The sequence below is a fragment of the Mesorhizobium sp. BR-1-1-10 genome (genome assembly GCF_020165595.1).
In the GTDB taxonomy this organism is placed as follows: domain Bacteria; phylum Pseudomonadota; class Alphaproteobacteria; order Rhizobiales; family Rhizobiaceae; genus Mesorhizobium; species Mesorhizobium australicum.
The window spans coordinates 131,075-151,813 of the sequence record NZ_JAIUIL010000011.1; the positions used below are offsets into that span (position 1 = coordinate 131,075).

Sequence of the window (20,739 nt, forward strand, 5' to 3'; positions counted from 1 at the left end):
GCCACGCCGCTACCTGGCCATCGGCGTCCTGCTGATGACGCTGGTGCTCGTCGTGCTGGACGGCGCCATCGCCAATGTCGCGCTGCCATCCATCGCGGCGTCGCTCAATGCCAGTGCCAGCAGCACCGTGTGGGTGGTGTCGAGCTACCAGCTTGCGGTGCTTGTGGCTCTTTTGCCTTGCGGCGCGCTGGGCGAGATCCACGGCCCCCGGCGTGTCTTTCTTCTGGGTGTCGCGCTGTTCACGGTGGCTTCCGCGGCCTGCGCCTTCGCCGGCAGCCTGCCTGTTCTTGTGGCTGCCCGGTCCATCCAGGGACTGGGGGCGGGCGCCATCATGGCGACCGGGCCGATGAACCTGCGCGTTTCGGTGCCGCAGCGGCTGCTCGGAACCGTCATCGGCTTCAACGCGATGACGATCGCGATTTCCGCGGCCGCCGGCCCTGGTGTCGCCGGCGCGATCCTCTCCGTTTCCAGCTGGCCGTGGCTGTTCGCCGTCAACATCCCGATCGGCATCATCGTCCTGTTGTCTGGCGGGTTGCTTGCGCATCTGGATGGCGTGAAGCGTCACCTCAACCTCGTGGCATTGCTGGCCAACACACTGATGTTCATCCTGTTCTTCACGGGCGCCGACCGCATCGCCGGTGCGCCGGTCAGCGGGTCGATCCTGATCGGTTGTTCCGTCCTGTGCCTCGTCATCTTGTTGTCTCTCGAACGCAGGAGTGCCGCACCGATCGTGCCGACCGACCTCTTGGCCGATCCAGCCTTCCGGGTAGCCGTCATCGCTTCGATCTCGTGCTTCACCGGGCAGATGCTCAGCTACGTCGCGCTGCCATTCTACCTGCAGCACACCTTGCACATGAGCCCGGTCCAGGCGGGCCTCTACATGATGCCATGGCCCATCGCGACGATCATCATCGCTCCGATTTCGGGGCGGCTGGCCGATCGTTTCAAGACAGCGTGGCTGTGCGCCGCCGGCGGCGGGTTGCTGGCGATCGGCCTTCTGATCGCGGGCCTGACACCGCCCGGTCCAAGGGCGATTGCCTTCCTGGTCGGAACCGTCGTCGCGGGCACGGGTTTTGGTCTTTTCCAGACGCCGAACAATCGCATCCTGCTTCTCTCCGCACCCAAGGCGCGCAGCGGTGCGGCGGGAGCCATGCAGGGCACGGCACGGCTGTTGGGACAAACGCTTGGCGCCATTTCGATGTCGATCATTTTCGCGACCGTGCCGCTGACAGGCGCACCCAGCCTCGCGCTGGTCCTGGCCGGCATCTGCGCGGCCATCGCCTGCCTGGTCAGCCTGAGCCGCGCCCGCTACGAGAAGGTGGCATGAGACCAGCTGGCGCTCGACACGCTGTCCTCGATGCGCGCGCAAGGCATCCACATTCCGATACCACGGTCGATCTCGGCCTGCGCTCGGCAATCGAGATCGCCAAAGGCTACCGGCTCGTGGCGTCCCGATGACAAGGGCGTCGCCGAGGCGCTTGCCATGATGAAGTCGCTTATTGGTGAACCCACGCCGGCGTCGATCGGAGTCCAGGCCTTGCCGACGGTGCAGTCCGGTGCTGCTGGAATCCTTCAAGACGGTCTTCCACAACCACTCGCCGGGCGGAACTGGCGGACGCCTGCAACTCGCCAAGCCGAAGTGCAATTTAAATAGGGGGAACGATCACGGGCGCGGGCGAGATCCTGTGCCCATGGCGGCGTCCTGCGCACACCGCGGTCGACGGCTCTTCGCCCTGTGCAAACGATATGATAGGCGTCAGGCTACCGGTGGTCCGATTGCCGCCCGTTCGTGATTGAGGGGCATTTCAATGTATGTAGGCCGTTCCTACAAGGTGATCGATTTCGCACTGTGGTCACGGCGCAGCGTCCTCTACATGGTGGTGGTGAGTGGGCTGGCCGTGGCTGCCTACCGCTTTCCGGGCATTGCCGGGTTCTCCGTGCCATGGTCGGTGGTGCTGGTGCTCGGCACCACGGTGTCGCTGGTCGCCGGCTTCAAGAACTCGCAGGTGTTCACCCGCAGCAGTGAGGCGCTGCAGGCCTTCACGCAGATCACGGCCAGCAGCCGCGTATGGTCGAATTTCTGTCGGGATTTCCTCGATGCGCCGACGGCCAGGCAGCTCATCTACCGCCATATCGCCTGGATGACGGCGCTGCGATACGCGCTGCGGCGGCCGATGCCGTGGGAATCCATGGGGAACGCCGCCAATATCGAATACCGACGGCGTTACCACATTCAGGAGGACAAGGGTTCGATCGCCGACGAATTACGCCCGCTGCTGGGCGACCAGACCGCGGATGTCCTGAAATCGCCTCGTCCGGCGATAGCCCTGCTCGAATTGCAGTCCGTCCAGGTCAATGCACTGTTCAAGGACGCCAAGGTCCCGCCGCAGATCCATGGCGAACTGACGAAGCTGATCCGCGACTTCCACGACCAGCAGGCGCGCTGCGACCGCATCAAGAACAATCCCTATCCCCGGCAATACGCCATCGTCAGTTCCATGTTCGTCATGATCTTCTGCACGCTGCTGCCGTTCGGCGTGGTTCCGGTGTTCGCCGACATGGGCAAGCTGGGGGGCATGCTCGGCTCGATCGGCATCTGGCTGACGATCCCGTTCAGCACGCTGCTGGGCTGGGCCTACATGTCCCTCGACCAGGTCGGCGAGAGCAGCGCCAACCCTTTCGAGGGCAACGCCAACGACGTGCCGATCTCGCAAATCTGCCGCGACATCGAGATCGAGATGCGCGCCGGGCTCGGCGAGAGCGATCTTCCCAAGCCATTGCTGCCGGTCAATGACATCGCGACGTGAGGTCGGGCGCCGGAGTCGGGCAGAGCCATGCCTTCTCAGCGCCTAGCGGCGGGACATCACCCTCAGCCACGGCGCCAGATGGAAAGCGCTCATCAGCAGATACATGGCCGGCATGCCGGTCAGGATCGAGCCGGCCAGCGGCGAGGCGCCTATGCACAGCATGGTCCCGTCGCCGCCGTGAAGACGGGAAAGCAGCGCCATCACCGCAAAGGTCGGCGCCGCGGCGAGGCATAGCCAGTCGGCTATGCCATGGGGGACGACATTTTCGGGGGTCACGCTGCCGATGCCGGAAGGGATATCGCTCATGATCTTATTCCCTTGATGGTTGCGGCCCGTCATCACCTGGGGTCCTCGGCCCTGCCGGAGGCGGGAAGAGGAACCCAGGCTGGACGGACTTGCGCCAGCTTACTGGTTGCCCTTGTCGCGGAACGCGGCCTCGCCGGCAGCTGACACTTCGGCCCATTTCTTGTCGGCTCCGGCATCGTAATTGTCGTGCCAGTTCCACCAGCTGTAGAGTGGCGTCTGCGGGTAGCCTTCGGGCGAGTCTTCCCACACCTCCTGGCGGCCGAGCGGCGTGATGTCGAGATAGCTCCAGACGGTGCCCAAAGCCTCGTCGCCGCGGTTGTTGATGAAATAGGTGCGGAAGATGCGGTTCCCGTCATGGATGAACACGTTGTGGCCGTGCCATTCGTCGACGCCGAAGTCCTTGTCGAAGCTATCGGTGATCGTATACCAGGGCATCTCCCAACCCATCCGTGTCTTCAGCCGCTCGATGTCTTCCTGCGGGGCGCGAGAGGCGTAGGCGAGGGTGGTGTCGCGGGCGTTGAGATGGGCGAGGTGGCCGACCTGGTCGGCGCCGAGCGAGCAGCCGCGGCAGGCATGATCGGGCCAGCCATAGACGCCGGGCTCGAAGAAGGCGCGGTAGACGATGAGCTGGCGGCGGCCTTCGAACAGGTCGAGCAGGCTCACCTTGCCGTCAGGGCCCTCGAAGACATAGGCCTTGTCCACTTCCGTCCACGGCATGCGCCGGCGTTCGGCCGACAGCGCGTCCCTGGCGCGCATCGTCGCCTTCTCCTTCACCAGCATCTTTTCGTGCGCGGCGTTCCAATCCTGCTGTGAGACGATCGGTGGGGTGTTCATGGTCATGGTCATTGGTCTTCTCCTTTGCCGGTCGTGGCGTCGTTGCGGTGTGGTGTTGCCTGGACGTGTGGGGGAGCCGTAGGCGCGGCGAAATCCGAAAGATCCGGCCCGGCGCAGCAGGGGTGGCGTGCGGCGCGCTTGGCCGTATCATTGGCCGCGTCGAGGTCGAGGTTGGTGGAGGCAGGCATTTTCTGGTTCTCCCATGCTGCCGTCATTGCCGGCACGTCTTGCTGGTTGACGGTACTGACGTAAGTTAGGGCGGCGCTGCGCCGAGATGGGAGTTACAAGTGTGACGGGATTTGAATGGACTCGCTGATCACCGCGGCAGCGCTGGCGCTGGCGGCCGGCGATCCGCTCGGCGCGCTCGACCGCGTTGCCCTGCGCGAGGATGCGCCGGCGCTGGCGCTGCGCGGCATTGCCATGGCGCAGCTCGGCGACTTCGATCGCGCCAAGCTCTTGTTGCGACGGGCCGCGCGTGCCTTCAGCCCGAAAGAGGCCGTGGCGCGCGCCAGATGCGTCGTCGCCGAGGCCGAAATCGCGCTGGTTTCGCGTGATTTGGGCTGGCCGGCCAAGGCGCTCGACGCGGCCCGCACGGCGCTGGAAAAGCATGGCGACCGGTTGAACGCGGCCCATGCCGGCCACCTCAAGGTGCGGCGCCTGCTCTTGATCGGCCGCCTCGACGAGGCCGAGCACGTGCTGGCCGGGCTCGACCCGGCGCCACTGCCGCCGGCGGCAAGGGCCGCGCACGAACTCGCCGTCGCCGGTATCGCCATGCGGCGCCTGCGGACCAGGCCGGCGCGCGCGGCGCTGGAGTGGGCGCGCCATGCCGCTCGCAAGGCCGGCATTCCCGGCCTCATCGCGGAGGTCGACAGCGCGTGGCTGGCACTGGAGACACCCGCGGCGCGGCTGATCGCGCAGGGCAGGGAGCAGCCGCTGCTGCTCGAAGAGGTCGAGGCATTGCAGGGAACGCCGGCGCTGGTCGTCGATGCTTTCCGCTACGCCGTGCGCATTGGGCGGACCACGGTTTCGCTGGCGAGCCGGCCTGTGCTGTTCGCCTTGGCGCGGACGCTCGCCGAAGCATGGCCCGGTGATGTTTCGCGGGGGGAACTCGTGGCGCGGGCCTTCGGCGGCAAGCATGCCGATGAATCGCATCGCGCGCGCCTGCGCGTCGAGATCGGGCGGCTGCGTGCCGAGCTTCGCGCATTGGCCGGCATCAGCGCCACCAGGCATGGCTTCACGCTGGTGCCGCGCCAGGCCCATGCGGTGGTGGTGCTGGCGCGGCCGATCGAGGAACGGCACGCGGCCGTGCTTGCCTTGCTGGCCGACGGCGAGGCCTGGTCGAGCTCGGCCCTGGCGCTGGCACTTGGAACCGGCCAGCGCAGCGTGCAGCGGGCGCTTGAGCCGCTTGCCGAGGCCGGCAAGGTACAATCCTTCGGCCATGGCCGGGCGCGCCGCTGGATGACGCCGCCGGTGGCGGGTTTCACGACCACCTTGTTACTCCCCGCGCCGCTTCCCAATGGCTAGAAAGTGACGACGACCACCATCGAGGGACAAGGACATGAAACATTCGGCAGCCGAAATCTTGAGGGAATACGGGCCCTTTCCCGGTGCCAATACAGTGGCCGGGGTAAGCTTTGACGGCAAGAATGTCTGGTTCGCCTCGGGCGACAGGCTGAACGCCTTCGATCCGGAGAGTGGGCAGGCCTTGCGCTCGATCGATGTCGCGGCACATGCCGGCACCGCCTATGACGGCCGGCATTTCTTCCAACTCGCCAAGGACCGCATCCAGAAGATCGATCCCGACACGGGCGAGGTGCTTTCCACCATTCCAGCCCCCGGCAATGGCGGCGATTCCGGGCTGACCTGGGCCGAAGGCACGCTATGGGTCGGCCAGCACCGGGAGCGCAAGATCCACCAGATCGACCCCGAGACCGGCGCGATCCTGCGCACCATCGAATCCAACCGGTTCGTCACCGGGGTGACCTGGGTCGACGGGGAATTGTGGCACGCCACCTGGGAGGGCGACGAAAGCGATCTGCGCCGCGTCGACCCGCGGACGGGCAAGGTTCTGGAGAAGCTCGACATGCCTGCCGGCATGGGCGTCTCGGGGCTGGAATCCGATGGCGCCGACCGACTGTTCTGCGGCAGCGGAAACGCCGGCGTGGTGAGGGCGGTGCGCCGGCCGAAATAAGGGTCCGCGAATTTTCCCCAATCGACTGGCCGTTGTGCGATGCCAAACCTAGATAGGCTGGACCATCCCCCACAAAAGGATTCTCCCATGCCCGAACAGATCACGTTGAACGACGGCACCGCCATTCCCCAGCTTGGCCTTGGCGTCTGGCAGGTCGATCACGACATCACGGCGCAGGTGGTGGGCTGGGCTATCCAGGCCGGTTACCGGCTGATCGACACCGCCGAGGGCTACCGGAACGAGGAAGGGGTCGGCGAGGCGATCCGCGCCGCCGGCGTGCCGGCGGCAGAGCTGTTCATCACCTCGAAGCTGCGCAACGGCGCGCACCAGCGCGATGCGGCGCTTCGGGCCTTCGACGACACGATGAAGAAGCTCGGCGTCGAGCAGCTCGACCTGTTCCTGATCCATTGGCCGGTGCCCAGCCAGGACAAATATGTCGAGGCGTGGAAGACGCTCGTCGAGCTGCAGCAGGCCGGCCGCATCAAGTCGATCGGCGTTTCGAATTTCAACAGGGATCATCTGGAGCGCATCATCGGCGAGACGGGCGTGACGCCCGTCGTCAACCAGATCGAGCTGCACCCGCGCTTCCAGCAGCGCGATCTGAGGGAATTTCACGCCCGGCACGACATCCATACGGAAAGCTGGAGTCCGCTGGGCAGCGGCCGGTTGCTGAGCGACCCGACCATATCAGGCATTGCCCGCAAACACGGCAAGTCCACCGCGCAGACAATGATCCGCTGGCATCTCCAGCAAGGGCTGATCGTCATCCCGAAGTCGGTGCGCCAGGACCGCATCGCGGCCAACTTCGATGTCTTCGATTTCGAACTGGACGCACAGGACCTGGAGACGATCGCCGGCATGGATTCGGCTGACGGCCGTAACGGTCCGGATCCGGTGACGGCGGCGTTTCTGTTCTGACAGGACGAAGCGGTCGGCGCGCTAAATCCCCGAGCCGTCCAGCTGTTGCGCGTCGTCGCCTTCCCACGGCGCTGGCATCGAGGCGCCCCGGCTGAGATTGGCCGAGGGCATCGGCATCCAGCACTTCAGCTCCGGCTCGGCATATTCGACGACGCGGCCGGGCGAGGAATCGGAGGCGCGCCAGCCCTCGTCACCGAACTGATCGGCGCGTGACCAGTAGGCGAGGTCGACTTCCGCCGGCCCCTGCTCGGATGGGCGGACCGTCACGAGGATCCGGCTGCCGTCTTTTGGCGCGCTCGACATATGGCGCCAGCGGTCGGGCTCGTCCATCGTATTTCCTCCTGCCTTGCTGTGGGATGAAGTGTCGCCTCGTCGTCGGAGACGGTCAACCCAAACTTTGCGCAACCCATCCTGTTTCGATAGGCTGCTCGTTCCGCCCGGCGCGCGGGGAGTGGATGATTTGTCGGATTGCACCAGCCGCATCCGTCCTTGATCTGGCGACGGTCGCCGAGACAAGGAGAGGCATTCATGAGTGACGAAGTCGAGCCGATGCCGGCTGGGGTGGAAACAAAACTGTACTTCAGCCGCAACCCCAATCCGCGCCTGGGGGTCGCGGTGGCGCGTCATCTCGGGGCGAGGGTGACCTTCGAATTCGCGTCGCCGTTCGCGCCGGGGCAAGCGGAGCGATTCCGGCCGCTCAATCCCAATCTTTCCCTGCCCATACTGGTCTGGCCCGGCGGAAGCCTGTGGGAGGCCGACGCCATAGCCTGCCGGTTGTCGCGCGACATGGGTTCCGATTTCTGGCGCAGCGGCGACGATGAGCCCGAGATGATCCGCTGGCTGAGTTGGGGCAAGGAGAATTTCATGCGGGCCTGCGACATGGTGCATTTCGAGCGCGGCACCAAGCAGCGCTATCACATCGGGCCGATCGATCACCAACTGGTCGAGGATGGGCTGAAACTGTTTCACACGACGGCGGCGATCCTGGAAACCGCGCTTGCGGGCCGGCAATGGCTGGTCGGAGACGAAGTTTCTTATGCCGACTTCCGCATGGCGACCTTCCTGCCTTTCAACGATGTCGCGGGCCTGCCGCTCGGCGACTATCGACTGGTCGATCGCTGGTATCGGCGGCTTGAAGCGATCGACGCCTGGCGTGATCCCTTCGAGGGTCTGGACGCGCCGCGATTGCCGCCAGTCCCAGGACAGGTCGAGCCGCATGAGGCGCCGAGGCTGTAGTCGAAAGGGGTGGCGACCGGCGTATACGTTTGGAGAGAAACTTGAAAACGCCGGCCGCCATTTGGGGGCGTTGGGGTGCATCGCTTTGGGGGGGCGATGCAGAGGCCAGGCTAAGCGGATGGCCGGCCGCCGCAATCGAAACGCCCGCCCATGGTGAACAGGTGGTTACTATCCACAGGTCAGGGCCGTAAACGGCAGGCCCGCCGGATTGCGGCCGTCCATTGCGGCCGGTCGTCATTGTCTCGGCTGTGCGCAACGCGAATCGCCGGCCATGCCACGCTCGACGGGCCGCGATCGGATTGCTAAGCCCGTCCGCGAAGGAGTTGATGAGTCTGGCATGACCGTTGCGATCGAGATGGGACACACGACAGCGGGCGCGCCGGCGAAACTCGATCTCGAGGAGTTGCTGGCGACCCGCCTTCTGGTGCAGGGCAATTCGGGCTCCGGCAAGTCGCACCTCTTGCGGCGTCTCCTGGAACAGAGCGCGCCTTGGGTGCAGCAGACCATCATTGATCCGGAAGGCGACTTCGTATCCCTGGGCGAACGCTACGGCCATCTGGTGATCGATGCCGAGGAGCATACCGAGCGCGGCTTGCAGGCGGCCGGCGAGCGGGCGCGCATCCACCGTGTCTCGACCGTGCTCAACCTCGAAGGCCTCGATGCCGAGAACCAGATGCGGCGCGCCGCCGCTTTCCTCGGCGGGCTGTTCGAGGTCGCGCGCGACCACTGGTACCCGATGCTGGTGGTGGTCGACGAAGCTCAGCTTTTCGCGCCGGCGGTGGCCGGCGAGGTGTCGGACGAGGCGCGCAAGCTTTCGCTCGGCGCCATGACCAACCTGATGTGCCGGGGCCGCAAGCGCGGGCTTGCCGGCATCATCGCCACGCAGCGGCTGGCCAAGCTCGCCAAGAACGTCGCGGCGGAAGCCTCCAATTTCCTGATGGGCCGCACCTTCCTCGATATCGACATGGCGCGCGCGGCCGATCTCCTGGGCATGGAGCGGCGGCAGGCGGAGGCGTTCCGCGATCTGGAGCGCGGCCAGTTCATGGCGCTGGGGCCGGCACTGTCGCGCCGGCCACTCGGCCTGCGCATCGGCCCGACCGACACCAGCCCGCGCAACGGCACGCCTAGGCTGATGCCGCTGCCGGAGGCGGCGCTCGAGGATGCCCGCGCCATCATCCTGGCCGCCCCGCCCGAGACGATGCGCGCGCCGCGCCGGGTGGCCTCGCCGGACCTGCTCGACCAGTTGATGGCGGCGAAGTCGGCTGCGCTGGAAATCCGCCCCGAACCGGCGGAGCCGCAAGTCAGCGCCGAGGATCTGGCGGAGCGGCGCGAGCGGGTGGACCGCGTGCTGCGCGCCATTCTTGCACAACCTGACGCGGGCTTCCGCGTGATCGGGGTGCTCTACCAGGAGTTTGTCGTGCGCTGCCGCATCGAGGGGCTCGCCTCGGTCGTGCCTGACCTGCCCGCCTTCCGGCGCATGTTGACGCGCGCCCGTGCCGGGCTGGGGGCCGAAGCCAGCGAGGACGATGTGTGGCGCGACGTCTCGGTGCGCGCTTCGCTGCTGCCGGAGGACATGCAAGGCGTGTTCATGATGATCGCGCGCGCGGCGAAGGAGGGCTGGCCGTGCCCGAGCGATGGCGCGATTGCCCGCGCCTACGGCTCGCACTCCATGCGCCGCGCCCGGCGGCTGCTCACCTATATCGAGGAGCAGGGCCTCATCGTCTGCCAGCTCGACGGCACGGGGAAGCGCACCGTGACGCTGGTCGAACTCGCCTGGGCAACGGCGCCCGGAGATCCCAATGCCGAGGGGGCGGAACAGGGAAGCCTGGCTTTGTGAGGGCATCCAACGCGGCCGTGGCGGCATTGCGATCTCATCGACAAACGCTGATCCGCTGGTTCTCGATGGCGGACCTGGCGGCGGCCGGCATCGCCTCGCTGGCCCTTGCGCGGTCCCCGGCAAGCGGCGCAAGGTGGCTGGTGCCGGGAACCTGCGGCTCGATCCTTGCCGGGCTCGGCGTGGCGCTGGTCAATCATCGTATCTGAAGCTTGCTTGCAGACGGCGGGTGCGAAGGCGATGGTGAGGTCGCTGGTCGGCTTCTGGTAAGGTCAGCACCGCGCGATGACGCCGCCCTTACTGGACCGTGATGACACCGTCGACCGCCCGCCATTCCGATGGGGTGATGAGCCGGTGGTGGGCGATGTGGACGGAGTGAAGCGGCCCGTCCAATTCGCGCTCCCAATAGGAGAGAAAGCCCTTGAGTTCGGGGAACTCCGGCGCCAGGTCGTAGTCCTGCCAGACATAAAGCTGCAGCAGGCTCCGATGGTCAGGCAGACGGTAATGGATTTGTGCGGTGGTCAGGCCATAGCCTTCCATCTGGAGGCGGAACTCCTTGCTGACGCTTGCGATCATTCGTGTCTCCTTTCGGCGGCAGCGGTGGCCGTAACGGCGAAAAAGTCTCTCGGCCCATCGATGTGCGCCGTCGGTAAACAACTCCTTCAGAGGGTGAGCGGTTCCGGCGCCGGCGATGGTACCGGCTCGGATAATTTTGCCGGATCTAGGCGTAAATTCAAGGGGCGGCTCCCGACGCAGAGCGAATAAGACCGCTATAACAGTGAGTTGGCACTCCGACGGCGTGAGTGCTAAAATTTTCTGGCCGGCCTCTTGAAACCGAAAAAAGGGAAAACTAGCTCGATATGCGCGCGCGATGCCTGACAAAGGGTCGCCGCATTTCCGCATCGGCCCGAATTGCCGGTCCGGTGTGGAGGAAGCTGAAAACCTGTTTGTCCCAAGAGGAGAACGACATGGCGTTCCGTCCATTGCATGACCGTATCCTGGTCCGCCGCATCGAGGCCGAGGAAAAGACCTCCGGCGGCATCATCATTCCCGATACCGCCAAGGAAAAACCGCAGGAAGGCGAAGTCATCGCCGTCGGTCCCGGCGCGCGCGACGACAGCGGCAAACTGACCGAGCTGGATGTCAGGGTGGGTGACCGTATCCTTTTCGGCAAATGGTCCGGCACCGAGATCAAGCTCAATGGCGAGGACCTGCTCATCATGAAGGAAAGTGACGTGATGGGCGTGATCGAACAGACCGCGCAAGTGAAGAAGGCCGCCTGACGGCTTCTTAGAAATCCACCAGTCAACGAATGCTGCCTAGAGATAGAGGAGTGATCCAATGGCTGCCAAAGAGGTAAAATTCCATACCGAAGCGCGCGAGAAGATGCTGCGCGGCGTCGATATCCTGGCCAATGCGGTGAAGGTGACGCTCGGTCCCAAGGGCCGCAACGTCGTCATCGACAAGTCGTTCGGTGCGCCGCGCATCACCAAGGATGGCGTCACCGTCGCCAAGGAAATCGAGCTTGAGGACAAGTTCGAGAACATGGGCGCGCAGATGGTGCGCGAAGTCGCCTCCAAGACCAATGACCTTGCCGGCGACGGCACCACCACCGCGACCGTGCTGGCCCAGGCCATCGTCAAGGAGGGCGCCAAGGCCGTTGCCTCGGGCATGAACCCGATGGACCTGAAGCGCGGCATCGACAAGGCGGTGGACGCCGTCGTCGCCGAGCTGAAGGCCAACGCCCGCAAGGTGACCCGCAACGACGAGATCGCGCAGGTCGGCACCATCTCCGCCAATGGCGACGCCGAGATCGGCCGCTTCCTCGCCGAAGCGATGGAGAAGGTCGGCAATGAAGGCGTCATTACGGTGGAGGAAGCCAAGACCGCCGAGACCGAGTTGGAAGTCGTCGAAGGCATGCAGTTCGACCGTGGCTATCTCTCGCCCTATTTCGTCACCAACCAGGACAAGATGCGCGTCGAACTTGACGAGCCCTACGTGCTGATCCACGAAAAGAAGCTCGCCAACCTGCAGGCGCTGCTTCCGGTGCTGGAAGCGGTGGTCCAGTCGGGCAAGCCGCTGCTGATCATCGCCGAGGATGTCGAGGGCGAGGCGCTGGCGACGCTGGTCGTCAACAAGCTGCGCGGCGGCCTCAAGGTCGCGGCCGTCAAGGCGCCGGGCTTCGGCGACCGCCGCAAGGCCATGCTGGAAGACATCGCGATCCTCACCGGCGGCACCGCGATCTCCGAGGATCTCGGCATCAAGCTCGAGAATGTGACGCTGGAGATGCTGGGCCGCGCCAAGAAGGTGGTGATCGAAAAGGAAAACACCACCATCGTCGACGGCGTCGGGCGCAAGGAAGAAATCCAGGGCCGCGTCGCGCAGATCAAGGCCCAGATCGAGGAGACCACCTCCGACTATGACCGCGAGAAGCTGCAGGAGCGGCTGGCCAAGCTTGCCGGTGGTGTCGCGGTGATCCGCGTCGGCGGCTCGACCGAGGTTGAGGTCAAGGAGCGCAAGGACCGCGTCGACGATGCCTTGCACGCGACCCGCGCGGCTGTCGAGGAAGGCGTGCTGCCCGGCGGCGGCGTCGCGTTGCTTCGGGCCGCCAAGGCGCTCGATGCTGTCCAGACGGACAATGCCGACCAGAAGACCGGTGTAGAGATCGTGCGCCGCGCCATCGAGACGCCGGTCCGCCAGATCGCGGAAAATGCCGGTGCTGAAGGCTCGATCATCGTCGGCAAGCTGCGCGAGAAGAGCGAATTCGGCTGGGGCTGGAACGCTCAGACCAACGAGTTCGGCGATCTCTATGGCCAGGGCGTGATCGACCCGGCCAAGGTGGTGCGCACCGCGCTGCAGGATGCGGCGTCGGTCGCCGGCCTGCTGGTGACCACCGAGGCAATGGTGGCCGAGAAGCCGAAGAAGGAAGCCGCCAGCCCGGCAATGCCGGCCGGCGCCGGCATGGACTTCTGAGGTCCGACCAGTCCGCCCGCTCCCTCGACAGGGAGCGGGCATCGGTTGAAGGGAGAGAGATATGGATGCGCTTGCCGACCTTGGGCCCGTGCCCGCGCCGACACATCAGGCAAAGGAGTTCCTGGCCTATGAAAGCGAATGCCGCGGTGCGTTGAAGCCGCTGCTGGCGGAACTGCTCGACAGGGCCGAAGCCGCCGGCTGGAAGCGGCGGACCGTTGCCGCGACGCTGATGTTCCTGGCCGCGCAACAGGTGTCGGAGGCGTCCGAGGCCTCGGCCGGCGGCTGAGCGCTGACATTCAATCCCATGAACCTTACGGGCAGTCCCATGAACCTTACGGGCAGTCCCATGAACCTTACGCGGCGGGCCGCGCCTTCCGGTGTTCGGCCCGCCGCGGGTCCGCACAATCGAGAGGAGGCACAAGCCATGAATCGCTGGCAGTTTGAAGAACCGGTGACCATTCTGGTCGGAATGGGCTTTCCGAGGAAGATCGAAAGCGTGATGGAAGCCTACGCGCTGTTGCAGGACTGGCCGGCCGCCAGCCGCAACGGCGCCCATGCCGTCGCCCTCAATGCCTGCAAGGCGGGCATCGCCGGTGAGATCGACCCGGAGACGGTGCGCGCGACGCTGGTCACCTTCGCACGCCGCAACGACATATTGCTGCCGGATATGGTTTCGCCGGCCGCTGCGATGGACAATGCGCTGCAGGCAGGGCGAGGCGGCAGGTCCGCCTGATCTTCAGCGATCCGCCTCGCGGCGGTGGCGGGCGCGAGCCCGCGGGGAACCAAGCGATGGCCATCGGGTTGAATCAGCGTTGGTTCCCCGAGGCGAGGCGACGTCATGAGCATCCTGCAAAGCATCAAGAAAGTGGCCGAACAGGTGACCGGTGCCGCAAGACCGGACAGCCGTCATGCGGCCGACCTTGTCAGGCCGCGCAAAGCGAACGAGTTCAGGTTTGGCGATGATGGCCTGGTGCCCAATCATCCGTCCTGGCCGCTGGTCGTCTATCGCGGCGCAGTGAGATTGCCGGAAGACTTCGATCCCGCGGCCGTGTTAGAGGCGCTTTTCTCGGCCAATGGCTGGGGAGACAGCTGGCGCAACGGCATCTACGATTATGTTCACTACCATTCGCGCATCCACGAAGTGCTCGGCGTGGCGCGTGGCACGGCGAAGGTCCGGTTTGGCGGCAAGAAGGGCCGAACGCTGGCGCTGAAGGCCGGCGATGTCGCGGTTCTTCCGGCCGGCACGGGGCACCAGCGCATCTCCGCTTCGGACGACTTTCTCGTCGTTGGCGCCTATCCGCCGGCCGGTACCTATGACGAATGCACGACCACCGCCGACCACGCCAAGGCGGTGGTGACGATCCCCAAGGTCGGCCGTCCGCGCAAGGATCCCGTCTATGGAAGCAAGGGCCCGCTGCTGGCGGCGTGGAAGAAAGATTGAGTTCGCCGAAGGCGAAAGAGAGCAGGCCCTGCCTCGGAACGATCGACGGGCAGATCGAAGCATAGTTCATCACTCCGGTGGAACGCTCTCGGGCATTGGAGGTTGATAGCCGTCGAATGCTTTATCAACGGACTGGAAAACGGAGAGAGCCCGCCTTCGGTTGACGCCGGGGCGGGTTCTTTTTTGTCTGAGATTCTCGGGATTGATGGCGCGCGGGAACATGTCCGGCATGCCAGGCGCAATGGGAGCAAGCCTGGAGAAAGCAGGTGGTGAAGAGATTGCGCCTGCCTCGGAGCGGACAGACGACTGATACCGTCTACATTCCGTAGGTGAGGGCAACATAGATCGCCGGGATAAGCGTCAGGCAGATCGCCATTCCCACGACAACGGCGATGGCCAAGCGCTCGGTTCGCCTGACAAGATCGACCATGTTGGCGTCCTCACTCAGACAGACGGGCGGGCCCGACGGGATTTCCGGGGCCTGAACATCATTGTCATTTGCGGGGCGATTGTCGTCGTGGATGCTCGGTCTCTGGGCTGATGTCACTGCTTGCCTCGCTCTCAGAATATCCGGCGGTCGAGCTGGATTCCGCGATGATGGGTGATTGGCTGCGTTGCTCCGGCGCGAAACCCAACGTATCGGCAAGAAATGGGTTGCCGCATACGACTTCAGTCTTGCCAATTATTAGACCTAAGCCTTGCCTGGGAACGCAATGCAGCGGGAGCCGTTGCTGACCGGTGACAACTCAAAGAATAGGAGAGGAGAAAGTCATGGCTGACGGCCCAACTGTTGTTAACTCTGGAGGTGGCGGCGGCACTGCGGTCGCTATTGTTCTTGCGATAATCGCCATCGTTGTCCTGCTGATATTTACCGGTGTCATCAACATCGGCGGCGGCGGCGGGAAGGACATCAACGTGAAGGTTGAGGCGCCAAAGGTGGAAGCTCCGGCCACTTCAGCGCCCGCGAAGCCAGCGGCACCTGCCAATGGTGGCTGATTGGCTGCGGCAGAGGCCAGAATTGTTCTGGCCTCTGAAAATGTGTCTTAGTTCACAAAAGGACTTGTCATGAAAAGGTATCTTGTCGGCGCTGTCGCGGCCCTCGCGCTTGTGGCTGGAATTGGTGCTTCCTTCGCGGGAGACGTCGTAATTCTCAAGCCTGAGCAGCAGACGGTCGTTCGCGAATACATCCACAAGCAAAAACTCGCGTCAGTCAGCCTGCTCGGCGTCGAACTCAACGTCGGCTCCGCTCTCCCTGACACTGTCGAGCTTCATACAATCGACGTCCCCGACGTCAGATACAAATACACTGTTGTCGGCGATCATGCGGTTCTGGTTGATCCCGATACACGCAGGGTCGTGCAGATCATCGAGTGATGCTGGTAGCTTGCCCCTGGCCAACGGGGGCGGCCCGCCGTGCCGCAAATGGCGCGGCGGGCTTTCTATGCGGAGCCACTTAATCCCTGTGAACATCGCCGAAACCTTCACCCGTCAGGCCTTGGCGTGGGTTAGCCGCTCCAGCGCATCGACGATCAGGCCGCAGAATTTCGGATGGTCAAGTTTCATCGCCACGGTATGGCGGAAGTCGACCTGCTCGCTCGCCGTGCCGCCAAAATGGTGCATCCCGCCCATCTTCTCGAAATTGCACACCGTCATGCCCTTGGTCCACCGCCCGGCGATTTCGACGCGGATATCGGCCTTCTCGGTGGTGAAGACGGTCGGGTCGATCATGGCCGCGACGCAGCACGCGTCGTGGACGGCTGGATACTCGATCTGCAGGAGGCCGCCATGCGTGGTCGCTATGAACTCCCAGATATCGAGGATGAACTTGGCGATCGGGCCGCCGACGGCGCGCACCCTGTTTTGCAGGTCCGGAGTGGCCAGCGCCTGGTGCGTGAGGTCGAGGCCGACCATGGTGACATCCCAATCGGCGCGGAACACGACGTCTGCGGCCTCCGGGTCGCCATAGACATTGAACTCCGCCGCTGGCGTGATGTTGCCGCGCGTGTAGGCTCCGCCCATCGCGACGACGCCCTTCACTCGATCGATGATGCGTGGGTCCTTGCGGATGGCGAGCGCGATGTTGGTGTAGGGACCGACCGGCACCAGCGTGATGGTTTTCGGCTCGTGTGCCATGACCGTGTCGATGATGAAGTCGACGGCATGCCGCTTGTCGAGTTCGAACGAGGCGGGCGGCAGGACGGGGCCGTCGAGCCCGGTATCGCCATGGATTTCGACGGCCAGCACCTGGTCGCCGATGAGCGGGCCGGGTGAGCCCTTCGCCACCGGCACCTTGATGCCGTAGGCGGTGCATACGGCCAGAGCATTGCGCGTGGTGTTCTCGACATTGTGGTTTCCCGAAACCGTCGTGATGCCGAGAAGGTCGATATTCGGGTTTCCCGCCGCAAGCAGGATGGCGATGGCGTCGTCGTGCCCCGGATCGCAGTCCAGGATGATTTTTTCCATGATTTCGTCTCCCTTGTCGCCAAAGCCTGTGGCTGCCCCGTGCCAATAGTCGGCCCGCGCCTACTTGTCCTCGACAATGCGCAGATAGGCCGCCGTCACGAACAGGACGATCAACCCGAACAGTATCCGCCTCGCTCCCTCCGGCATCTGCAAAATCGTCAGCAGCGTCGTCAGCACCGTGAGGATCAGCGCGCCGATGATGGTGCCGGTGTAGCCGCCGCGGCCGCCGAAGATGGAGGTGCCGCCGATGACGGCCGCCGCCACCGAGGGCAGCACCAGCGGTTCGGCGAGCGACAGCGACGGCGCCTTGATCAGGCCGATATAGAGCAGGCCGGTGACGCCGGCGAGCACGCTGGAGGTGACGTAGAGCGCCGTGATGACCTGCCAGTATTGCACGCCCGACAGGCGCGTCGCGCGCTCATTGTCGCCGACGGCGTAGAGCAGGCGGCCGAAGCCGGTGCGGGCGAGCGTGAAGACGATGAGGGCCGCCAGCGGCACGAACAGCAGCAGCGCGTTGGGGAAGGCAAAGCCGAGTACGGGGGTGACGCCGGTCCCCAGCCAGGCGAGAAAGTCGGGGATCTTGGCGCCGGACGCGATCACGGTGCGCTGGTAGACCTGCAGGCAGCCGGTGCCGATCAGGCTGGTGCCCAGCGTCATGATCAGCGGGTGGACGCGGAAGACACCGACGCCGATGCCGTTGACGAGGCCGATCAGCACCGCCGGCATCATCGCCAGGAGGAAGGCCACAGCCGGGTCCTGGCTGACGATCTGCGTTGCCATGATGAAGGCGCTCATCGTCGCCACCGTGCCGACCGAAAGGTCGATGCCGCCGGTCAGCATTGTCATGGTCTGGCAGCCGGCGAGGATCGCCAGCGGAATGGCGAATTTGATGGTGTTGGCGATCCAGCGCTCGTTGACGATGCCGGGGCGCAGGATCTGCAGGATCACCACCAGGATGACCAGCAGGATGATCAGCGGGATGAGGGGCCGGTCGGCCATGAAGCGTTTTATGCGGCGGCCGAAGGAGACCGGCGCGGGCGTGATCGCGGTGGTGCTCATGGGGTGGCTCCCGTTCGCGAGGAGGGGGGCTTGGTGGTGGCGTTCTGGAAGGATGGTGCTCTACGGCGCCGTACAGCGCTGCGGGTGAATTTCATGATTGCCGCCCTCGCATCGTGATGAAGGCGCCGAACATCACCACGGCGACCATGATCAGGCCTTCGATGATGGCGGTGACGTTGGGGTCGATGGCGAGCAAGGTGAGATCCGTGCGCACCAGCCGCAGCACGAAGACGGCGACGATGGGGCCGAGCAGGCCGCCCTTGCCGCCGCCGAGCGCCACGCCGCCCAGCACGACCGCGGCGACGCTGGCCAGGAGATAGGGGCCGGGGATCGGCGCGCCGATGCCTGTGCTCATGGTCAGCGCCAACCCGCCCATGGCCGCGAACAGGCCTGACAGCGCGTAGGCGATGACCCTGGTGCGGGCGACAGGCACGCCGCTGCGGAACGCCGCCAGTTCGCTGGAGCCGATGGCGTAGATGGAAAGGCCGAGGCGCGACCGTCGAAGCGGTATCCAGACGATGCAGAGGCAGACGATCAGCACCAGCAGCGCCTTGGGCAGCCACGCGTCGACGGCGTCGGGCAGGCCCGGGATCGGCACGGTGCCCGAGATCAGCGCCTTCAGCCATTCGGCCGCCGCGCCGCCCGGGGCGCCGAGCACCAGAAGGGCCGCGCCTTGCAGCACGAACAGCATGGCCAGCGTGACGACGATGTCCGGCACGCGGGTGACGACGATCAGCATCCCGTTGACGGCGCCCAGCACGAACCCCATGGCGAGCACGAAAGGCACCACGAACAGCGCGTATTCCTCGCTCGCGCCCGCCATCATCGAGGCGGCGGTGACGCTGGTCAACGCCATCATGGCGGCGACCGAGAGATCGATGCCGCCGGCGATGACGACGACCGTCTGCGCGGCGACGGCAAAGGCGTAGGGCAGTACGGCCCGCGCCAGCGAGCCGAAATCGCCGCTGCCATAGCCGGGCTGGATGATCTTGGTGGCGATGAACAGCATGACGAGGAGGGCGAACAGGCCTGTTACCCAGCCTTGCCGGCGCAGGAAATGGCTCATGGCGTTGCCTCCGGCGCATCGGAAGCATTCGCCGTGGGTGCGGCCAAAATACCGATATCCGCCTTGACGCCGCGCGGCAGGCCGTAGGCGGCGCGCATCAGTGTCGGCTCGTCGGCCTCCTCGACCGGGAAAATATCGACCAGGCGGCCGCCGAAGATGACGATGACGCGGTCGCAGACGCGCTGCACTTCTTCCAGTTCGGAGGTGTAGAACAGAACCGACTTGCCGTTGCCGGCGAGCTCGCGCAGCAGACGATAGATCTCCTGCTTGGTGCCGACATCGATGCCGCGCGTCGGGTCGAAACACAGGATGGTGCGCGCGTCGGCCGCGATCCAGCGGGCGATGGTGACCTTTTGCTGGTTGCCGCCGGACAGGCGCTGCACCTCGCCTTGAGCGCGGGTGTCGATCTGCAGGCGCTGGATGGCGCTCGCGACAGTGGCGCGCTCCTTGGGCATACGAATAGGCCCCCAGTTGCGCAAGGCGGCACTGAAGGGGAGCGCAATGTTCTCGCGCACCGAGCGCTGCATGGCGAGCGCCTCGGAACGGTCGCCCGGCACATAGGCGACCCCCGATCGGATGGCGTCGATCGGGTGGGCGAATTTCACCGGGCTGCCGTCGACCTCGATCGTGCCGCCCGATGGTTTGATCGAGCCGGCAAGGGCGGCGAACAGTTCGTCCTGGCCCTGGCCTTCCAGCGCCACGACGCCGGCCACCTCGCCATCGCGGAGATCGAAGGAGACATCGCTGAGCTTGGTCCCGACGCGCAGGTTTCGCACGGCGATGCGCGGGCGAGCAGGGGGGCGGGCCTCTTCGCTGGCGCCGCGGGCGGCGACATGGGTCTTGACAATGCGAGTGCCGAGCATCAGCTCGACGATCTTTTCCTCGACGCCCGGCACGATGTCGACGACGCCGACGGTCGCGCCGTCGCGCAGCACCGTGGCGCGGTCGCAAAGGGCCGAGATTTCGACGAAGCGGTGGGAGATGAAGATCACGGCGCGGCCGGCGTCGCCCTGCCGGCGCACCACTTCCAGCACCTTTTCGGCAAGGTTGGCGGGGAGTGCGGCCGTCATCTCGTCGAGCAGCAGCACGTCGGGCTCGACGGCCAGCGCGCGGGCCAGGTCGAGCACGCGCAGGATGGCGAGCGGGATGTCGCGCGCGGTGTCGCGCAGGTCGAGGTCAGGTATGCCGAGTTCGCGTACCCAGGCGCGGAACGGCTCGACCGGCGTGCCGGTCAGCCGCAGATTGGACAGCACATCGAGATCGGGGATCAGCGACGGCTCCTGGTAGACAGGCAGCAGCCCGGCCCGGCGCGCGGCGGCCGGCGAGCGTATGTCGCGCGCCTCGCCACGGATCAGGATGCGTCCGGCATTGGCTGATATCGCGCCGGTCAGGATCTTCACCAGCGTCGACTTGCCGGCGCCATTGGCACCCATCAGCGCATGCACCTCGCCCGGCAGCACGGAGAGCGACGCATCGCGGAGAGCCGCGACCGCGCCGTAGTTCTTGGCGACGCCTGACGCGTCGAGGAGGGGACTGGTGGTCAAATGATTTGGGTCTCGATTTATGTGCCTAATAACCGCGAATGTCAGCGCCGCCCCTCACCTGCCTGCC

At 65.3% G+C, this 20,739-nt stretch carries 25 protein-coding genes; 15 read left to right on the top strand and 10 right to left on the bottom strand.

The genetic code is table 11. The annotated features are described in order from the left end of the window. Positions 1–34 precede the first annotated feature (34 nt). On the top strand, positions 35–1,327 hold the full coding sequence (locus LB555_RS23125) for an MFS transporter (protein ID WP_041163791.1): 1,293 nt from the start codon (positions 35–37) through the stop codon (positions 1,325–1,327). On the opposite strand, the gene LB555_RS23130 is transcribed toward LB555_RS23125, so the two are convergent. Beyond that, complete coding sequence (locus LB555_RS23130; RefSeq protein ID WP_224683861.1) at positions 1,309–1,512, bottom strand: hypothetical protein; 204 nt, start codon at positions 1,510–1,512, stop codon at positions 1,309–1,311. The two genes, LB555_RS23125 and LB555_RS23130, sit on opposite strands and share 19 nt — an antisense overlap. A 296-nt stretch (positions 1,513–1,808) precedes the next feature. On the opposite strand from LB555_RS23130, the gene LB555_RS23135 reads away from it, so the two are divergent. Next, positions 1,809–2,807: a bestrophin family protein gene (locus LB555_RS23135; RefSeq protein ID WP_140725270.1), complete on the top strand. Its 999-nt coding sequence runs from the start codon at positions 1,809–1,811 to the stop codon at positions 2,805–2,807. Between the two features lie 42 nt (positions 2,808–2,849). Here the strand turns inward: LB555_RS23135 and LB555_RS23140 are convergent, their stop codons facing one another. From LB555_RS23140 to LB555_RS23150, 3 genes are all read right to left on the bottom strand, one after another. Beyond that, positions 2,850–3,113, bottom strand: a complete 264-nt coding sequence (locus tag LB555_RS23140; RefSeq protein WP_224683862.1) for a hypothetical protein — start codon at positions 3,111–3,113, stop codon at positions 2,850–2,852. A gap of 99 nt (positions 3,114–3,212) precedes the next feature. Then, a complete protein-coding gene (locus LB555_RS23145) occupies positions 3,213–3,959 on the bottom strand; it encodes a DUF899 domain-containing protein (protein ID WP_140663351.1) in 747 nt (248 codons plus the stop codon). Beyond that, positions 3,956–4,135, bottom strand: coding sequence for a hypothetical protein (locus tag LB555_RS23150; protein ID WP_140876350.1), 180 nt, complete (start codon positions 4,133–4,135; stop codon positions 3,956–3,958). The genes LB555_RS23145 and LB555_RS23150 overlap by 4 nt, the downstream gene beginning before the upstream one ends. Before the next feature lie 115 nt (positions 4,136–4,250). Between LB555_RS23150 and LB555_RS23155 the strand changes: the two genes are divergently transcribed. The 3 genes from LB555_RS23155 (at position 4,251) to LB555_RS23165 (ending at position 7,056) form a co-directional block, all read left to right on the top strand. Continuing rightward, positions 4,251–5,471 (top strand): hypothetical protein, encoded by a 1,221-nt coding sequence (locus tag LB555_RS23155; protein ID WP_015316955.1) that lies wholly within the window; start codon positions 4,251–4,253, stop codon positions 5,469–5,471. 34 nt (positions 5,472–5,505) lie between these two features. Continuing rightward, the gene (locus tag LB555_RS23160; RefSeq protein ID WP_023775517.1) at positions 5,506–6,138 is read left to right on the top strand and encodes a DUF5074 domain-containing protein; all 633 of its coding nucleotides are present in this window, start codon (positions 5,506–5,508) and stop codon (positions 6,136–6,138) included. A gap of 87 nt (positions 6,139–6,225) precedes the next feature. After that, positions 6,226–7,056, top strand: a complete 831-nt coding sequence (locus tag LB555_RS23165; RefSeq protein WP_224683863.1) for an aldo/keto reductase — start codon at positions 6,226–6,228, stop codon at positions 7,054–7,056. A 21-nt stretch (positions 7,057–7,077) separates the two neighbouring features. On the opposite strand, the gene LB555_RS23170 is transcribed toward LB555_RS23165, so the two are convergent. Continuing rightward, positions 7,078–7,386 (bottom strand): hypothetical protein, encoded by a 309-nt coding sequence (locus LB555_RS23170; RefSeq protein ID WP_015316958.1) that lies wholly within the window; start codon positions 7,384–7,386, stop codon positions 7,078–7,080. Between the two features lie 198 nt (positions 7,387–7,584). Here LB555_RS23170 and LB555_RS23175 point away from each other — a divergent pair, with 198 nt between their 5' ends. The 3 genes from LB555_RS23175 to LB555_RS23185 all read left to right on the top strand — a co-directional run bounded on the left by LB555_RS23175 (position 7,585) and on the right by LB555_RS23185 (position 10,335). After that, positions 7,585–8,292 (top strand): glutathione S-transferase family protein, encoded by a 708-nt coding sequence (locus LB555_RS23175; RefSeq protein ID WP_181177900.1) that lies wholly within the window; start codon positions 7,585–7,587, stop codon positions 8,290–8,292. A 337-nt stretch (positions 8,293–8,629) separates the two neighbouring features. Further along, a complete protein-coding gene (locus LB555_RS23180) occupies positions 8,630–10,129 on the top strand; it encodes an ATP-binding protein (protein WP_224683864.1) in 1,500 nt (499 codons plus the stop codon). Then, the gene (locus tag LB555_RS23185) at positions 10,126–10,335 is read left to right on the top strand and encodes a hypothetical protein (protein ID WP_181174005.1); all 210 of its coding nucleotides are present in this window, start codon (positions 10,126–10,128) and stop codon (positions 10,333–10,335) included. Before LB555_RS23180 ends, LB555_RS23185 begins: the two co-directional genes overlap by 4 nt. Before the next feature lie 88 nt (positions 10,336–10,423). Here the strand turns inward: LB555_RS23185 and LB555_RS23190 are convergent, their stop codons facing one another. Further along, positions 10,424–10,702, bottom strand: a complete 279-nt coding sequence (locus LB555_RS23190; RefSeq protein WP_015316961.1) for an usg protein — start codon at positions 10,700–10,702, stop codon at positions 10,424–10,426. 392 nt (positions 10,703–11,094) lie between these two features. Between LB555_RS23190 and LB555_RS23195 the strand changes: the two genes are divergently transcribed. From LB555_RS23195 to LB555_RS23225, 7 genes are all read left to right on the top strand, one after another. Then, positions 11,095–11,409 carry a co-chaperone GroES gene (locus tag LB555_RS23195; protein WP_015316962.1) on the top strand — a complete coding sequence of 105 codons (315 nt, stop codon included), beginning with the start codon at positions 11,095–11,097 and terminating at the stop codon, positions 11,407–11,409. A gap of 58 nt (positions 11,410–11,467) precedes the next feature. Next, positions 11,468–13,099 (top strand): chaperonin GroEL, encoded by a 1,632-nt coding sequence (gene groL / locus LB555_RS23200; RefSeq protein WP_140716319.1) that lies wholly within the window; start codon positions 11,468–11,470, stop codon positions 13,097–13,099. 61 nt (positions 13,100–13,160) lie between these two features. Next, complete coding sequence (locus LB555_RS23205) at positions 13,161–13,385, top strand: hypothetical protein (RefSeq protein WP_015316964.1); 225 nt, start codon at positions 13,161–13,163, stop codon at positions 13,383–13,385. A gap of 138 nt (positions 13,386–13,523) precedes the next feature. Further along, positions 13,524–13,832: a DUF982 domain-containing protein gene (locus LB555_RS23210; protein WP_015316965.1), complete on the top strand. Its 309-nt coding sequence runs from the start codon at positions 13,524–13,526 to the stop codon at positions 13,830–13,832. A 105-nt stretch (positions 13,833–13,937) separates the two neighbouring features. Further along, entirely contained in the window at positions 13,938–14,540 is a 603-nt protein-coding gene (locus LB555_RS23215; RefSeq protein WP_140618007.1) for a cupin domain-containing protein, read from the top strand. 771 nt (positions 14,541–15,311) lie between these two features. Beyond that, positions 15,312–15,536 (top strand): hypothetical protein, encoded by a 225-nt coding sequence (locus tag LB555_RS23220; protein WP_023782864.1) that lies wholly within the window; start codon positions 15,312–15,314, stop codon positions 15,534–15,536. 69 nt (positions 15,537–15,605) lie between these two features. Next, positions 15,606–15,914, top strand: a complete 309-nt coding sequence (locus tag LB555_RS23225) for a DUF1236 domain-containing protein (RefSeq protein ID WP_140725290.1) — start codon at positions 15,606–15,608, stop codon at positions 15,912–15,914. Positions 15,915–16,028: 114 nt separating this feature from the next. Here LB555_RS23225 and LB555_RS23230 read toward each other — a convergent pair whose 3' ends face one another. The 4 genes from LB555_RS23230 to LB555_RS23245 form a co-directional block, all read right to left on the bottom strand. Then, positions 16,029–17,003 (bottom strand): nucleoside hydrolase, encoded by a 975-nt coding sequence (locus LB555_RS23230; protein ID WP_140618010.1) that lies wholly within the window; start codon positions 17,001–17,003, stop codon positions 16,029–16,031. A 60-nt stretch (positions 17,004–17,063) separates the two neighbouring features. Next, the gene (locus tag LB555_RS23235; protein ID WP_140876336.1) at positions 17,064–18,062 is read right to left on the bottom strand and encodes an ABC transporter permease; all 999 of its coding nucleotides are present in this window, start codon (positions 18,060–18,062) and stop codon (positions 17,064–17,066) included. Between the two features lie 91 nt (positions 18,063–18,153). Further along, entirely contained in the window at positions 18,154–19,128 is a 975-nt protein-coding gene (locus LB555_RS23240; RefSeq protein ID WP_224683865.1) for an ABC transporter permease, read from the bottom strand. Further along, entirely contained in the window at positions 19,125–20,672 is a 1,548-nt protein-coding gene (locus tag LB555_RS23245) for a sugar ABC transporter ATP-binding protein (RefSeq protein ID WP_224683866.1), read from the bottom strand. Before LB555_RS23245 ends, LB555_RS23240 begins: the two co-directional genes overlap by 4 nt. Positions 20,673–20,739 lie beyond the last annotated feature (67 nt).